Raw genomic sequence first — 14,467 nt, 5'->3', positions numbered from 1 at the left:
AGCCAAGCCACGTCGAGATTCCGCGTTCAAGGCCTGCGGCCTTGCCCCGGAATGACGGTGGGCGTGGCGCAAGTCGTCACGCGATGAGCTCAGCTCAGCGCCGACCACCGAACAGCCGGTCGACCAGCCAGCCATCGAGGCCGGCGGCGGGCTCCGGCCGCACATTGTTGCGGCTTGGCGGCGGCGCCGAGCGCGCGGAGTAGGCGGCATTGGGGGCAGGGGCCGTCGGCGCCGTGATCTGTGAGGCGATCTGCGCCAGTGTCGGGACCACGCCGGGGCTCTGTGCATTCGGCAGCGCCGCCACCGGCACGCCCTGATGCGCTGATCGCATGAAGCGCGTCCAGACCTCGACCGGCAGGCCGCCGCCGGTCGCCTTCTTGGTCGGCGAGTTGTCGTCATTGCCGAGCCAGACGCCGGTGACGAGATGCGCGGTGTAGCCGATGAACCACGCGTCGCGGAAATCCTGGCTGGTGCCGGTCTTGCCGGCAGCGGTCCAGCCCGGGATCTCGGCCTTCTTCGCGGTGCCGGAGATCAGCGTCTCCTGCATCATCTGATTCATCATCGCCGCGTTGCGCGGCTCGATCACCTGCACCGGCTGCTCTGTCTGGCGCATGTAGAGCAGCTTGCCGTCGAGCGTCCTGATCCGCGTCACCACATGCGGCGAGACGGCGAGGCCGCCATTCGAGAACGGCGCATAGGCGCCGACCAGCTCGATCATCGACACCTCGGAGGTGCCGAGCGCGATCGACGGGTTGGGATCGAGCCTGGAGGCGATGCCGAGGCGGTGCGCGGTCCGCACCACGTTCTTCGGCCCGACCTCGAGGCCGACGCGCACCGCGACCGTGTTGAGCGACATCGCCAGCGCCTGGGTCAAGGTCACCGGGCCGAAATATTCGCGGGTGTAGTTCTCCGGCTTCCAGCCCTTCAGATCGAGCGGCGCGTCCTGGCGGACCGTGTCCGGCGTCAGGCCCTGCTCGATCGCGGTGAGATAGACGAACGGCTTGAACGCCGAGCCGGGCTGGCGCTTGGCGGTGACGGCGCGGTTGAACTGGCTGTCGGCGTAGTTGCGGCCGCCGACCATGGCGCGCACGGCGCCGTCCGGCGTCATCGCCACCAGCGCGCCCTGGCTGACGTTGAATTTGACGCTCTTCGCCGCGAGCTCGTCGATGATCGCGGCCTCGGCGACGCTCTGCAGCTTCGGATCGATCGTGGTCTCCACCACGATCGATTCCTCGACCTGGCCGACGAGATCGTCGAGCACCTCGCCGATCCAGTCGGCGACGTAGTTGATGGTGCCGGCGCCCGCCGGCTTCACCGCGACGGAAGGGTGCGCGATCTGGGCCCGCGCCTGGGCGTCGGTGATGAACTTGGCGTCGGCCATCGCCGCGAGCACGGTCTGCGCGCGCTTGGCGGCGCCCTCCGGGTTGCGGTTCGGCGCCAGCCGCGACGGCGACTTCACGAGACCTGCGAGCATCGCGGCCTCGCCGATCGTCACCTGCCGCGCCGACTTGCCGAAATAGCGCTGCGCCGCCGCCTCGACGCCATAGGCGCCGGAGCCGAAATAGACCCGGTTGAGATACAGCTCCAGGATCTCGCGCTTGGAATATTTGCGCTCCAGCCACAGCGCCAGCTCGGCCTCCTGCAGCTTGCGCGCCAGCGTACGCTCCTGGGTCAGGAACAGGTTCTTGGCGAGCTGCTGCGTCAGGGTCGAGCCGCCCTGCGACACGCCGCGATGCAGGACGTTGGCGACCACGGCGCGGGCGATGCCGATCGGATCGATGCCGAAATGCTGATAGAAGCGGCGGTCCTCGATGGCGATGAAGGCCTTCGGCAGATAGGGCGGCAGATCCTTCAGCGCGACATTGGCGCCCGCCATCTCGCCGCGCTGCGCCAGCATGCTGCCGTCATAGCCCACGATCTCGATCGTCGGCGGCCGCTTCGGGATCTCCAGCGACTGGATCGGCGGCAGATGCGCGCCGGCCCAGATCACGACGCCGACCAGCGCGATCACGCCCCACAGGCCGCAAACCAGTGCCCAGTAGAACATGCGGCCGACCGACATCCCCCAGCGTGAGTTGGCTCGGGCAGGCTTCGGTTTCGGTGGGGTGGCTTTCGGCGCGCGCGCCGGCACATCGTCCTCGTCGTCCGGCTCGACCGGCCTTTTCTTTGCAGCGGACTTCTTGGGCGCGTTGTCGGAGGGAATGCGATCCTTGGGGTCGAGGCGCAGATCGGCCATCGCGGCCGCAAGACCGAATCGCGGCTCCTTGCGTCCGCCGCCCTGTTTCCGTCCCCGCGCCATACGCAACCCGAGCCCGCGATCCCGCCGTCCGACCACGGTAATGTCCGGAGTTTAAGGGGCAGTTAGGAAGAGCTTAACGCGCGATTAGGAGTTTCGCGCTCGTAACGCCGCGTTATGGTTAAGCCAAGGTAAACAACAACAGACGAGGGAGTTCATGGGCCATATCGATCCCACCAAGGAGGTGTTCGCGCAGTTCCGGGAGAACGACCGCCCGGGTCCGATCCACATGCTGAACCTGGTGCGACTGCGCAAGGAGGCGGCCTATCCCGACGGACGCAAGGTCAGCGGCGCGGAAGCCTATGCCGCCTATGGCCGCGAGAGCGGCCCGGTGTTCGAGCGCCTCGGCGGCCGCATCATCTGGCAGGGCCGCTTCGAGCTGATGCTGATCGGCCCGCAGGAGGAGCGCTGGGATCACTGCTTCATCGCGGAATATCCGTCCGTGCAGGCGTTCGTCGAGATGATCCGGGATCCCGTCTACCGCGAAGCGGTGAAGCACAGGCAGGCGGCGGTGGAAGACTCGCGGCTCATCCGGCATGCGGTACTGCCGGTGGGGAAGAACTTTGGCGAGGTGCCGGCGTAGTTTTTTCTCAGCAGTGTTGGTCGAAGTCGACGCCCCATCGGCGGTAGGTTCCCTCCCCCCTTGTGGGGGAGGGTTAGGGAGGGGGGTAGCTACGAGGACGGTCGCCCGGAGGCCCCCCTCCCCAACCCTCCCCCACAAGGGGGGAGGGAGCGCAGCGGGGGACTTTGCGAGAGTGTTTTCTACAGTGGAATGCAGTCCGCGAGCGTGGGATCGCTCGATAGGCTCGCCAATGCTTGGGCTGCGGGCTTGCACAACACATAAGTTTATGCTTATGTGTTGTCATGATCGAGAGTGACATCTTCAAGGCGCTGGCCGATCCGACGCGCTACGCGATCTTCGAGAAGCTCGCGGCCGGCGGCATGAATGCCAGCGCCCTTCGCGAAGGTTTGACGATCAGCCAGCCGGCGATGTCGCAGCATCTCGCGGTGCTGCGGAACGCGGGGCTGGTGCGGGAAGAGCGGCAGGGCCGCTTCGTCAACTACGAGGTCGATCCGAATGGCCTGGCGCACATCGCGCGCTGGCTGGCGAAGTACCGCGCCTACTGGCCATCACGGGTCGATGCATTGAAAACCCTGCTGAAGGACATGGACCAATGACCGATCTCGAGGCTGACGCGCAGGGCGATGAACTGGTGCTCGACTACGAGCTCGATGCGCCGCCGGAGAAAGTCTGGCGGGCCATCAGCAGTCCGGCGCTGCGCGACACCTGGCTGCCGCCCGGCGACCTCGCCGATGCCGCGCCGATCTCGTCGACGCCGGGCGAGGAAGTGCGCTACCGCATGCGCGACGACGAGCCGCCCTACCTCGAAAGCATCGTGACGTTCCAGGTCATCCCCAACGCCGATGGCGGCACGCGGCTCAGGATCATCCACGGACTGGCCGCGGCGCCGCTGATGCGGCGGACGCCGCCAGCGGCGAACAGCAACATGCGCAGTCTGATGCGCGCGGCCTGACGCATCAACTCATCAGCAACTCACTGAACGGGAGCTCGCGCATGCGCGACACGATGCAACTCGTCCCCATGGTCATCGAGCAGTCGAGCCGGGGAGAGCGATCCTTCGACATCTATTCGCGGCTGCTGCGCGAGCGGATCGTCTTCCTCAACGGCGAGGTCAACGACACCGTCTCCGCCCTGGTCTGCGCGCAACTGCTGTTTCTCGAGGCGGAGAACCCGAAGCGGCCGATCCATCTCTACATCAATTCGCCCGGCGGCGTGATCACCAGCGGGCTCGCGATGTACGACACGATGCAATTCGTCAAGGCGCCGGTGCATACGCTGTGCATGGGAACGGCGCGCTCGATGGGGTCGTTCCTGCTGATGGCGGGGGAGCCTGGCGAGCGCACCGCGCTGCCCAATGCGAGCCTTCACGTGCATCAGCCGCTCGGCGGCTTCCAGGGCCAGGCGTCCGACATCCTGATCCACGCCCGGGAGATGGAGCAGACCAAGCGCCGCGTGATCAGGCTATATGCCGAGCATTGCGGGCGCAGCTATGAGGACGTCGAGCGCACCCTCGATCGCGACCACTTCATGACGGCGGATGAGGCGCAGCAATGGGGCTTGATCGACCGGGTCGCGAAGCAGAGGGCGATGGGCGAGTAGCGTGGACGGCACGTTCGACCGAGAGTGCACGACGTGCCGGATGCCCCGCCGGCGCGGGGCATGACAGTGGTGTCTGCGGCAGCAGGAGCGACGAAGGGGCGCAATCCGTGCCGCAACGCAAAAGGGCTGCGCCGTTGCGCAGCCCTTTACCGGTGATGTCGTCATTCCGGTCGCGCGCAGCGCGAGCCCGGAATCCATTTGGCGTGATATTCGGTTGTGAGATGGATCCCGGGTTCAGCCCTATCGGGCTGCCCCGGAATGACGAGGGGTGGCGCTAACCCGCCGCGCCCTTGTCCTCCAGGATCGGGCCGAACAGCTCCCAGCGCTCACCGTTGAACTTCATCATCTGCAACTGCTTGTTGACGCGGTAGTCGGTCGGCGAGGTGTTGATCTTCATGCCCGGCAGCGACAGGTCGCCGACGACATCCTTCAGCGACGTCGCCTGCTTCATGACGTTCTCGCGGGTGAGATTGTCGCCGCACATGCGCAGGATGGTCACCAGCAGCTCGGCGTTGCCGTAGCCATAGGTGTTGAAGTTCGAGTTCTTGTCGCCTTCAGGATAATACTTGGCCATGAACTCGAAATAGCGCTTCATGCCCGGATCGTCTTTCCACTGCGGATCGAGCGGGTCCTTGCCGTAATTGACCGAGATCACGCCCTTGGACGCCTCGAGACCGGCCGGCTGAAGCACCGCACCGACCGACGTCGCATTGATGTCGACGATGTGCACCGGATGCCAGTCGAGCTCGTGCAGCTTCTTGATCGCCTGCGCCGCCTGCTTCGGCGTCGCGGCCGAGAACAAGAGGTCGGCGCCGGCCGCCTTGAGCTTGAGGAGCTGGGAGTCGATGGTGGGGTCGGAGACCTCGTAGGAGGCCTCGGACACGATCATCGTCGCCGCCTTGTCGCCGAGGCCGGCCTTGATGCCGTTGAGGTAGTCCTTGCCGAGATCGTCGTTCTGATAGAGCACGCCGACCTTGGCATTGGGGTGCTCCTTCAGAATGTACTGGCCGTAGATGCGGCCCTCGGTGAAGTAGTTGGGATTGTATCCCATGGTCCAGGGGAAGTTCTTCGGATCGGTGAACTTGGTGGCGCCGGTGGCCGCGAACAGCTGCGGCACCTTCTTGGCGTTCAGGTATTTCTGGACCGCGGCGTTGGACGGCGTGCCGATGATCTGGAACGTCAGCAGCACCTCGTCGTCCTCGACCAACTTGCGCACCTGCTCCACGGCCTTCGGCGGCGAGTAGGCGTCGTCATACTGGATCAGCTTGATCTTGCGGCCGTTGATGCCGCCCTGCTCGTTGATCATGTTGAAATAGGCGGCCTGGGTCTTGCCGATCGAGGCATAGGCCGAGGCGGGACCCGAGAACGGCACGGTCTGGCCGATCTTGATCTCGGTATCCGAAGCGCCGGGATCGTACTTCTTCTGGGCCGAGGCTGACGTGACGGAGAGGGTGACGGCCAGAGCGGCCGCCCCTGCAAGACGGAAATATCCCTGTCGCATGGGGTCTATCGTTCCTCCTGATTTGTTGTGCGGCTGGTCTGCCCAATGGGCGCCATCGCTGGAAGGCAGTGTGGAGGAACGGCTTGGCGGACGCAAGGCGAGGGGAGCGCGGGTGGGGCGGTTCCGCGGGGCGGGGGCGTGTGCTGGATTTCGTCGCCTTTCGGCGAGAGCATTGGCCTCATGGTTCGAGGCGCGCCGCAAAGGCGGCGCTCCTCACCATGAGGGTGGAGATTGCGCCGCGAATTCCGCCCTCGTCCTGAGGAGCCCGCCGGAGGCCGGCGTCTCGAAGGACGGCCGCAAACTCGATGGTCAGCCCGCGAGCCAGACCAGCACGAGGCCGATCGCGGCCGGCACGCTCTGGATGAACAGGATCTTGCGGCTCGCGGTGGCCGCGCCGTAAAGCCCGGCGACCAGCACGCAGAGCAGGAAGAAGATCTTGATCTGGAACGCGAAGGCCGGCGTCGGGTGGGCCAGGCCCCAGAACAGGCCGGCGGCGAGGAAGCCGTTGTAGAGGCCCTGATTGGCGCCGAGCACCTTGGTCTGCTCCGCGCGCTCCGGCGTGTTGTTGAACGCCCTCAAGCCGGCCGGCTTGGTCCAGAGAAACATCTCCAGCACGAGAATGTAGACGTGCAGCAGGCCGATCAGCCCGACGACGATGTCTGCAATCAATGCCATGGTTCGGCTCCCCCAAGCCTGCGTGGGCCGGCGCTGGTGCCGGTCCCCTTCTTCAAATCGGCTCCGAGCGGCTCAGGGCCGCGCGATGGTCCCTCATGCCGCCGGTTGAGCGGCCGCGTCGTCGTTCGCCAGCAGATGCAGCAGCGCGCTCTTGATCGCGGCCTGCCGGGTCGGCGCGTTGATCTGCGCGCCCAGGAGGTCGGTGACGTAGAACACGTCGCGGGCGCGCTCGCCGAAGGTGGCGACATGGGCGGAGGCGATGTTGAGGTTCAGCTTCGAGATCGCCGTCGTCAACTCGTAGAGCAGGCCGGGGCGGTCGAGGCCGGAGACCTCGATCACCGTGTAGAGCTCCGACCACTGATTGTTGATGGTCACTTCCGGCTCGACCGAGAACGCCTTGTGCTGCTTGCCGCGCGTGGTGCGCCGCGCCACCGCGTCGGGCAGCCGCAGCTTGCCTTCCAGCACCTGCTCGATGGTCTCGCCGATCCGGGTCGCGCGCCGGCCCTCGTCCTCGTCGCGCTCATACTCGCGGGAGATCGCGATGGTATCGAGCGCGCGCCCGTCGGTCGTGGTGTAGATCTGGGCGTCGACGATGTTGGCGCCGGCCGAGGCGCAGGCGCCTGCGATGATCGATAGCAGCCAGGGGTGGTCCATCGCGAAAATCGTCAGTTCGGTGACGGCGCGGGCCGGATCGAAGCCGACATTGATCGCGAGCTTGTGTCCCGCATCCTCGCTCGATCGCACGAAGCGGGCATGGCGGATCTTGCGCGGCAGCTCGACCTTGAGCCAGTAGGCCGGATAATGCCGGCCGATATAGGTGTTGAGCTCGTCGTCGGGCCAGTCGGTGAAGGCGTTGCGGAATTCGGCCTGCGCCGCGGTAATGCGCTTGGCGCGGTTGACCTCGGAGAAGCCGCCGGTCAGCACCGGTTCGGTCTCGTAATAGAGCGTGCGCAGCAGTTGCGCCTTCCAGCCGTTCCAGACGCCGGGGCCGACGCCGCGGATGTCGGCGGTGGTCAGGATGGTCAGCAGCTTCATCTGCTCGACGGACTGCACCACCGCGGCGAAATTCTCGATCGTCTTGCGGTCCGACAGGTCGCGCGACTGCGCCACCGTCGACATCGTCAGGTGCTCCTCGATCAGCCAGGCGACCAGCTCGGTGTCGGCATTGTTGAAGCCGAGCCGCGGGCACAGCCGGCGCGCGATCTTGGCGCCGGCGATGGAATGATCCTCGGGGCGGCCCTTGGCGACGTCGTGCAGCAGCACGGTGATGTAGATGACGGCGCGGTGCTCCGGCCGGATCTTGCGCATCAGGTCGGAGGCCAGGGTGAACTCGTCGATGCCGCCGCGCTCGATCTCCTGCAGGAAGCCGATGCAGCGGATCAGGTGCTCGTCGACCGTGTAGTGATGATACATGTTGAACTGCATCATCGAGACGATGCGGCCGAAGGCGCGAATGAAGTGGCCGAGCACGCCGGTCTCGTTCATCCGCCGCAGCACGACCTCGGCATCGTTGGAGGTCAGGATCTCCATGAACAGCCGGTTGGCCTCGGGATCGTCGCGCAGCTCGGTGTTGATCAGGTTCAACGAGCGCGTGACCGCGCGCATCGCGTCGGGATGGAAGGCGAGGTTGTTCTTCTGCGCCAGCCGGAAGATGCGGATCAGATTGACCGGATCGTGCTTGAAGACGTCGGGCGCGGCGAGGTTGATGCGGTTGTTGTCGACGATGAAGTCGTCGCTCTCCGGCACGCGCCGCCAGGTCGAGCCGGTGGTCAGGCGCGAGATCATCCGGCTCAGCACCGGCGCCGGCTTGGCTTGCTGGTCCTCGAGCTTGGCGCACAGGATCGCGGTGAGATTGCCGACCTCCTTGGCGACCAGGAAGTAGTGCTTCATGAAGCGCTCGACATCCTGCATGCCGGGATGGCTGGTGTAGCCCAGCCGCACCGCGATCTCGCGCTGCAGGTCGAACGACAGCCGTTCTTCCGGACGCCCGCTGACGAAATGCAGGTTGCAGCGCACCGACCACAGGAAGTCCGCGCAGCGCCGGAAGGTGCGGTATTCATGCGCGTCGAACACGCCGCGCTCGACCAGCTCGGCGGTCTCGCGCACGCGGTAGACGTATTTGGCGATCCAGAACAGCGTGTGCAGGTCGCGCAGGCCGCCCTTGCCGTCCTTGACGTTGGGCTCGACCAGGTAGCGCGACTGGCCGCCGCGGCGATGCCGCTCCTCGCGCTCGGCGAGCTTGGCGGCGACGAATTCGGCGGCGGTGCCCTGCACCACCTCGCTGTCGAAACGTGCGACCAGCTCGTCATAGAGCGGCCGGTCGCCGGCGAGATAACGCGTCTCCAGGATGGCGGTGCGGATGGTCATGTCGCCGCGTGCCTGGCGGATCGACTCGTCGACCGACCGGGTCGCGTGGCCGACCTTCAGCCCCATGTCCCATAGCGAATACAGGATGGCTTCGGCCACCTGCTCGCCCCAGGCGGTTTGCTTGTAGGGCAGGATGAACAGCAGATCGATGTCGGATTCCGGCGCCATCAGGCCGCGGCCATAGCCGCCGGTGGCGACCACCGCCATGCGCTCGGCGCCGCTCGGCACCTGCGAGCGATAAAGGTGCTGGGTGGCCGCGGCGTAGAGGATGCGAATGATCTCGTCCTGCACGAAGCAGAGCTGCTCGGCGCAGCGCCGGCCGTGGCGGTCCTTCAGCAGTTGCGCCTGGGCCGCCGCGCGCGCCTTGACCAGCTCGGCCTTGAGGAATTGCACCACGGCCGCGCGGAACATGTCCTCGCGTCCCGAATGCTGCGCGGCCAGCGCGTCGACCGCAGCCGCGATGCCGGCGCTGTCGAAATCGGAAATGCTATCAGGGTGGGAATGGGGGGCGACGCTGTCCATGGCTGCAACCGGATATCGAACAAGGCCTGTGCTGTCACGAAACTTCCAATGCAACAATCGATCCATGCTGTCATCGGTGGTCACGGGATGATGATCGTTCTGAACCGCGCCGTCGAAAGGAAAAGCAATTCTCGCGCGCTTCCGGAATAAACTCTTGTAATAAAAGAGAGATTTCCGAGGCTCCAAAGGAGCTGCGACGGGTGATTGTCGGGGCGCGGATTTGCTGCGGTTGCGGCCGTGGTTCTACTGGGGTGCGACGCTTGACGCGCGGCCGAGCCGGTGAATGAGGTCCGCGGCGCGCGTGCGCTCTTCCGCGACGAGCCGTTCTCGGCGCTCGACGCCTTCACCCGCAAGGACCTGCAGGATCATCTGCTCGATCTCTGGACTGATGCGCGCCCGACACTGGTGCTCGTGATCCACGACGTCGAGGAGGCCGTCGTGCTGGCCGACCGCGTGCTGGTGATGCGGCCGCATCCCGGCCGGCTGTTCGAGGAGATCACCATCAATCTGTCGCGGCCGCGGGACCGCAACGCGCCCTTGTTCGACCACTTCAAGCGCCACGTGCTAACCGCGCTGGACCGCTCGCTCGACCGGACGATGCCGGACGCGCAGGGCAGGGGTGAGCCCGGCGGCGGCCTGTGGTGGTGACAGCGGCAGCCGGTCCCGGTACATCTCGTCTGAAATAAATCCGGGAGAGAACGACAAATGGATGCTGCCGAGCTGCGCGCCATGCAGGCGCCGATCAAGGAACGCTACAAGGCCGACCCGTCCGCCGCCGTGATCACCTTGAAGGCCAAGGGTGAGGTCGGGCAGGAGGGGCTGACCTGCAAGCTCGAGACCGGGCGCGCGGCTGCCGTGGCTGGTCTGCATCCGGGAACCGGCGGCTCCGGGCTCGAGCTGTGCTCCGGCGACATGCTGCTGGAGGCGCTGGTCGCCTGCGCCGGCGTCACCTTGAAATCGGTCGCGACCGCGGTCGAGGTGCCGCTCAAGAGTGGCCATGTGCTGGCCGAAGGCGATCTCGATTTCCGCGGCACGCTCGGCGTCGACAAGGAGGCCCCGGTCGGCTTCCAGGAGATCCGCCTGCGCTTTGAGGTCGACACCGACGCCCCGCAGGACAAGCTCGACCTGCTGCTCAAGCTCACCGAGCGCTATTGCGTGGTCTATCAGACCATCAAGAACGGCCCGAAGGTGTCGGTCAGCCTGAAGCGGGTGGCGGCGTAGCCCGTCGTTCATTCTGTGTCCCGCCATTGGTGAGCGCAAGCCGGCGAGGCGTGCTCGGTCTGCGCCTCCCCCGCGCGCGGGGGAGGTCGTCTCGCATCGCAGATGCGAGGCGGGTGGGGGAAATTCTCTCCACACGACGTGTACCACCCGAGCCGCGCCCCCACCCCAGCCCTCCCCCGCAGGCGGGGGAGGGAGAGCACCGCCGCTGCGGCATGAGCTGATGTCCCTCGATCCCTCCTTTCTGCTGCTGCTGACCCTGCGCATGGCGATCGCGGCCTCGTTCGTGGTGTCGGCGTCGATGATCGCCGAGCGCACGGGTCCGGTGATCGGCGCGCTGGTCGCGACCCTGCCGATCTCGGCGGGGCCGACCTACGTGTTCCTGGCGCTCGATCACGACGCCGCCTTCATCGCAGAGGGCGCGCTGACCAGCCTGCCGATCAATGCCGCGACGATCTTCCTCAGTCTCGTCTATGCCGTGCTGGCGCAGCGCCACAGCGTGGGGGTGGCGAGCGCCACCGCCGTCGCGGTGTGGCTTGGTCTCGCCACGCTGATCAAGAGCGTGCAGTGGACGCTGGCGATGGGCATCGTCGCCAACGTTGTGACCTTTGCGATCTGCCTGCCGCAGCTCGCGCGCTACCGTCATGCCAAGATGCCGCTGATCACACGGCGCTGGTACGACGTTCCCTTACGCGCCTCGCTGGTCGCGACGCTGGTTGCGACCGTGACCTCGGCGTCGGGCTGGGCCGGCCCGAGCGTCTCCGGCATCCTGGCGCTGTTTCCGATCGTCTTCACCTCGATGATGCTGATCCTGCAGCCGCGCATCGGCGGACCCGCGACCGCGGCCGTGCTGGCCAACGGTGCCTGGGGCCTGATCGGCTTCTCGCTCGCGATCGTCGTGCTGCATCTCGGCGGCCTGCATCTCGGTGCGGCGTTCGGTCTGAGTGGCGCGCTGGCGACCTGTGTCGGATGGAATCTCGGCCTGTGGTGGCTGGGGCGGCGGAAGGCGGCGGGCGTCCGACCGTTACGATAGACGTGGACGCCGGCGCAGGAAGTCGGCGCGCGATCGCACCGATGGGTTCTTGTCCTGCTCGAAATGCGCGATCAGCCGGTCTTCGTCAGGGACGGCCGCACGACTGGCGATCAGCGCATCGGCTGCAGCACGCCGCACGATCACCGATGCGTCGCGCGCCGCCTGCCAGAACAGATCAGGCGGCAGTGCGATGTCCTGCAGGGGACGGTGATCGAGTTTCGGAACGCGCTTCCTGATGCCGTAGACCTTGTCGATCCATTGCCACTCATAGCCCGCGAACCAGGTGACGTTGCCTGTCAGCAGGCTGTGATAGGCAATGGCCCTCACCTGCGGCTGGATCGCCGATGCGGCCAGGGCCGGTAGATACTGATCGATCGCAGGATTGCGCGCGAGTAGACGCAGATACTTGGCCAGCGAGCCGTTCGCCGTCCGTTGCAGGAAGCCGGCAATGATCGGCAGCACGTCCGGCCTGCCGAAAACGTCATCGAGCAGGTCGGCTTCGCGGCTCCAGCGTCCCCAACTGTGTCGGCGATCGAGGAGATAGGGGGCACTGCTTGCTGCAACTTCCGGAACGATCTGACGTTGGACGCGCTGCACATAGCGCGCGGCGGCACGTCGGACCGGCTCGGCCCAATCATTCAACAGCACGTCCGGCCTGCCGAAAACGTCATCGAGCAGGTCGGCTTCGCGGCTCCAGCGTCCCCAACTGTGTCGGCGATCGAGGAGATAGGGGGCACTGCTTGCTGCAACTTCCGGAACGATCTGACGTTGGACGCGCTGCACATAGCGCGCGGCGGCACGTCGGACCGGCTCGGCCCAATCATTCAACAGCACGTCCGGCCTGCCGAAAACGTCATCGAGCAGGTCGGCTTCGCGGCTCCAGCGTCCCCAACTGTGTCGGCGATCGAGGAGATAGGGGGCACTGCTTGCTGCAACTTCCGGAACGATCTGACGTTGGACGCGCTGCACATAGCGCGCGGCGGCACGTCGGACCGGCTCGGCCCAATCATTCAACAGCACGTCCGGCCTGCCGAAAACGTCATCGAGCAGGTCGGCTTCGCGGCTCCAGCGTCCCCAACTGTGTCGGCGATCGAGGAGATAGGGGGCACTGCTTGCTGCAACTTCCGGAACGATCTGACGTTGGACGCGCTGCACATAGCGCGCGGCGGCACGTCGGACCGGCTCGGCCCAATCATTCAACAGCACGTCCGGCCTGCCGAAAACGTCATCGAGCAGGTCGGCTTCGCGGCTCCAGCGTCCCCAACTGTGTCGGCGATCGAGGAGATAGGGGGCACTGCTTGCTGCAACTTCCGGAACGATCTGACGTTGGACGCGCTGCACATAGCGCGCGGCGGCACGTCGGACCGGCTCGGCCCAATCATTCAACAGCACGTCCGGCCTGCCGAAAACGTCATCGAGCAGGTCGGCTTCGCGGCTCCAGCGTCCCCAACTGTGTCGGCGATCGAGGAGATAGGGGGCACTGCTTGCTGCAACTTCCGGAACGATCTGACGTTGGACGCGCTGCACATAGCGCGCGGCGGCACGTCGGACCGGCTCGGCCCAATCATTCAACAGCACGTCCGGCCTGCCGAAAACGTCATCGAGCAGGTCGGCTTCGCGGCTCCAGCGTCCCCAACTGTGTCGGCGATCGAGGAGATAGGGGGCACTGCTTGCTGCAACTTCCGGAACGATCTGACGTTGGACGCGCTGCACATAGCGCGCGGCGGCACGTCGGACCGGCTCGGCCCAATCATTCAACAGCACGTCCGGCCTGCCGAAAACGTCATCGAGCAGGTCGGCTTCGCGGCTCCAGCGTCCCCAACTGTGTCGGCGATCGAGGAGATAGGGGGCACTGCTTGCTGCAACTTCCGGAACGATCTGACGTTGGACGCGCTGCACATAGCGCGCGGCGGCACGTCGGACCGGCTCGGCCCAATCATTCAACAGCACGTCCGGCCTGCCGAAAACGTCATCGAGCAGGTCGGCTTCGCGGCTCCAGCGTCCCCAACTGTGTCGGCGATCGAGGAGATAGGGGGCACTGCTTGCTGCAACTTCCGGAACGATCTGACGTTGGACGCGCTGCACATAGCGCGCGGCGGCACGTCGGACCGGCTCGGCCCAATCATTCAACCGCCAAGCGACAGCGGCAAGAAAGAACGCAGACTCGGGCGGTCTTTGCAACGAATCGAGGGCTGCTTCGCGAACATGGCCGCTCGGATGAAATAGGAAAATCCAAGCATAGTTCGGAGCTCGTCGCATCAGGGCAAGATCACGGACATAGATCGGCTCGTTGGTGAATGCACCGATCAGGCGATCCATCAATAATGGCTCCCAGCCGAGACGCGCCGCCAGCGCGATCTCGCGGGAAGCCAGAACAACCAGATGATGTGGAACGGCAGAGAGGTCCGCCAGAATAGCCGGCAACTCGTCATCCCAGTTCTCGCGAGTGGACGCCAGCGCCGACAGCTTGGCAGTCAAGGCGGTAGACAGCACTGTACGAGAACGCGTGGTCATCTCGCCAGAATGACAGTCTCGCGCAAATTTTGAAAGGGGAGACGACGTTCCTCATTGCTTGCGAGTCTGCCTTTGGCCTGTCCCCATCCACCCGACAAACCGCCGCCGCCTCGACCGCTTTCTCCACCGTCATCGCGAGCGCAGCGCGCAATGACGGAG

General features: G+C 65.8%; 11 protein-coding genes and 1 pseudogene. 7 read left to right on the top strand and 5 right to left on the bottom strand.

All coding sequences use genetic code 11. The features are described 5' to 3' along the window. Positions 1-94: 94 nt before the first annotated feature. Complete coding sequence (locus ACQR10_RS01075) at positions 95-2,299, bottom strand: transglycosylase domain-containing protein (RefSeq protein WP_316215305.1); 2,205 nt, start codon at positions 2,297-2,299, stop codon at positions 95-97. Positions 2,300-2,453: 154 nt separating this feature from the next. Between ACQR10_RS01075 and ACQR10_RS01070 the strand changes: the two genes are divergently transcribed. The 4 genes from ACQR10_RS01070 to ACQR10_RS01055 all read left to right on the top strand — a co-directional run bounded on the left by ACQR10_RS01070 (position 2,454) and on the right by ACQR10_RS01055 (position 4,478). Continuing rightward, complete coding sequence (locus tag ACQR10_RS01070) at positions 2,454-2,879, top strand: DUF1330 domain-containing protein (RefSeq protein ID WP_315803828.1); 426 nt, start codon at positions 2,454-2,456, stop codon at positions 2,877-2,879. Between the two features lie 281 nt (positions 2,880-3,160). Beyond that, positions 3,161-3,475 (top strand): ArsR/SmtB family transcription factor, encoded by a 315-nt coding sequence (locus tag ACQR10_RS01065; protein ID WP_315803827.1) that lies wholly within the window; start codon positions 3,161-3,163, stop codon positions 3,473-3,475. Then, complete coding sequence (locus ACQR10_RS01060; RefSeq protein WP_316215304.1) at positions 3,472-3,831, top strand: SRPBCC family protein; 360 nt, start codon at positions 3,472-3,474, stop codon at positions 3,829-3,831. Before ACQR10_RS01065 ends, ACQR10_RS01060 begins: the two co-directional genes overlap by 4 nt. A gap of 41 nt (positions 3,832-3,872) precedes the next feature. Continuing rightward, complete coding sequence (locus tag ACQR10_RS01055; protein ID WP_316215303.1) at positions 3,873-4,478, top strand: ATP-dependent Clp protease proteolytic subunit; 606 nt, start codon at positions 3,873-3,875, stop codon at positions 4,476-4,478. A gap of 274 nt (positions 4,479-4,752) precedes the next feature. Here the strand turns inward: ACQR10_RS01055 and ACQR10_RS01050 are convergent, their stop codons facing one another. The 3 genes from ACQR10_RS01050 to ACQR10_RS01040 all read right to left on the bottom strand — a co-directional run bounded on the left by ACQR10_RS01050 (position 4,753) and on the right by ACQR10_RS01040 (position 9,543). Next, entirely contained in the window at positions 4,753-5,979 is a 1,227-nt protein-coding gene (locus tag ACQR10_RS01050; RefSeq protein ID WP_315803823.1) for an ABC transporter substrate-binding protein, read from the bottom strand. A 309-nt stretch (positions 5,980-6,288) separates the two neighbouring features. Then, positions 6,289-6,654 carry a DUF1304 domain-containing protein gene (locus ACQR10_RS01045; protein WP_316215302.1) on the bottom strand — a complete coding sequence of 122 codons (366 nt, stop codon included), beginning with the start codon at positions 6,652-6,654 and terminating at the stop codon, positions 6,289-6,291. Positions 6,655-6,747: 93 nt separating this feature from the next. Continuing rightward, on the bottom strand, positions 6,748-9,543 hold the full coding sequence (locus tag ACQR10_RS01040; RefSeq protein ID WP_315803821.1) for a [protein-PII] uridylyltransferase: 2,796 nt from the start codon (positions 9,541-9,543) through the stop codon (positions 6,748-6,750). 264 nt (positions 9,544-9,807) lie between these two features. On the opposite strand from ACQR10_RS01040, the pseudogene ACQR10_RS01035 reads away from it, so the two are divergent. The 3 genes and pseudogenes from ACQR10_RS01035 to ACQR10_RS01025 form a co-directional block, all read left to right on the top strand. Beyond that, a pseudogene (locus ACQR10_RS01035) lies at positions 9,808-10,191 on the top strand (ABC transporter ATP-binding protein); the annotation flags it as partial. A gap of 57 nt (positions 10,192-10,248) precedes the next feature. Next, positions 10,249-10,764: an OsmC family protein gene (locus ACQR10_RS01030; RefSeq protein WP_316215301.1), complete on the top strand. Its 516-nt coding sequence runs from the start codon at positions 10,249-10,251 to the stop codon at positions 10,762-10,764. 220 nt (positions 10,765-10,984) lie between these two features. Next, complete coding sequence (locus tag ACQR10_RS01025) at positions 10,985-11,794, top strand: hypothetical protein (protein ID WP_316215300.1); 810 nt, start codon at positions 10,985-10,987, stop codon at positions 11,792-11,794. Here ACQR10_RS01025 and ACQR10_RS01020 read toward each other — a convergent pair. After that, positions 11,786-13,924 carry a hypothetical protein gene (locus ACQR10_RS01020; protein WP_434911742.1) on the bottom strand — a complete coding sequence of 713 codons (2,139 nt, stop codon included), beginning with the start codon at positions 13,922-13,924 and terminating at the stop codon, positions 11,786-11,788. The two genes, ACQR10_RS01025 and ACQR10_RS01020, sit on opposite strands and share 9 nt — an antisense overlap. Between the last annotated feature and the right edge of the window lie 543 nt (positions 13,925-14,467).

It is taken from the genome of Bradyrhizobium sp. HKCCYLRH2060 (genome assembly GCF_051168135.1).
In the GTDB taxonomy this organism is placed as follows: Bacteria; Pseudomonadota; Alphaproteobacteria; order Rhizobiales; family Xanthobacteraceae; genus Bradyrhizobium.
Note: the sequence above shows the minus strand (reverse complement) of the source record. Positions and strands in the feature narration are given on the sequence as shown.

What these genes read in the sequence shown, in the direction of transcription:
- ACQR10_RS01045 (WP_316215302.1), bottom strand. Translation starts at nt 6,654, where the DNA reads ATGGCATTGATTGCAGACATCGTCGTCGGGCTGATCGGCCTGCTGCAC.
- ACQR10_RS01040 (WP_315803821.1), bottom strand. Translation starts at nt 9,543, where the DNA reads ATGGACAGCGTCGCCCCCCATTCCCACCCTGATAGCATTTCCGATTTC.
- ACQR10_RS01060 (WP_316215304.1), top strand. Translation starts at nt 3,472, where the DNA reads ATGACCGATCTCGAGGCTGACGCGCAGGGCGATGAACTGGTGCTCGAC.
- ACQR10_RS01025 (WP_316215300.1), top strand. Translation starts at nt 10,985, where the DNA reads ATGTCCCTCGATCCCTCCTTTCTGCTGCTGCTGACCCTGCGCATGGCG.
- ACQR10_RS01070 (WP_315803828.1), top strand. Translation starts at nt 2,454, where the DNA reads ATGGGCCATATCGATCCCACCAAGGAGGTGTTCGCGCAGTTCCGGGAG.
- ACQR10_RS01065 (WP_315803827.1), top strand. Translation starts at nt 3,161, where the DNA reads ATGATCGAGAGTGACATCTTCAAGGCGCTGGCCGATCCGACGCGCTAC.
- ACQR10_RS01050 (WP_315803823.1), bottom strand. Translation starts at nt 5,979, where the DNA reads ATGCGACAGGGATATTTCCGTCTTGCAGGGGCGGCCGCTCTGGCCGTC.
- ACQR10_RS01030 (WP_316215301.1), top strand. Translation starts at nt 10,249, where the DNA reads ATGGATGCTGCCGAGCTGCGCGCCATGCAGGCGCCGATCAAGGAACGC.
- ACQR10_RS01055 (WP_316215303.1), top strand. Translation starts at nt 3,873, where the DNA reads ATGCGCGACACGATGCAACTCGTCCCCATGGTCATCGAGCAGTCGAGC.
- ACQR10_RS01075 (WP_316215305.1), bottom strand. Translation starts at nt 2,299, where the DNA reads ATGGCGCGGGGACGGAAACAGGGCGGCGGACGCAAGGAGCCGCGATTC.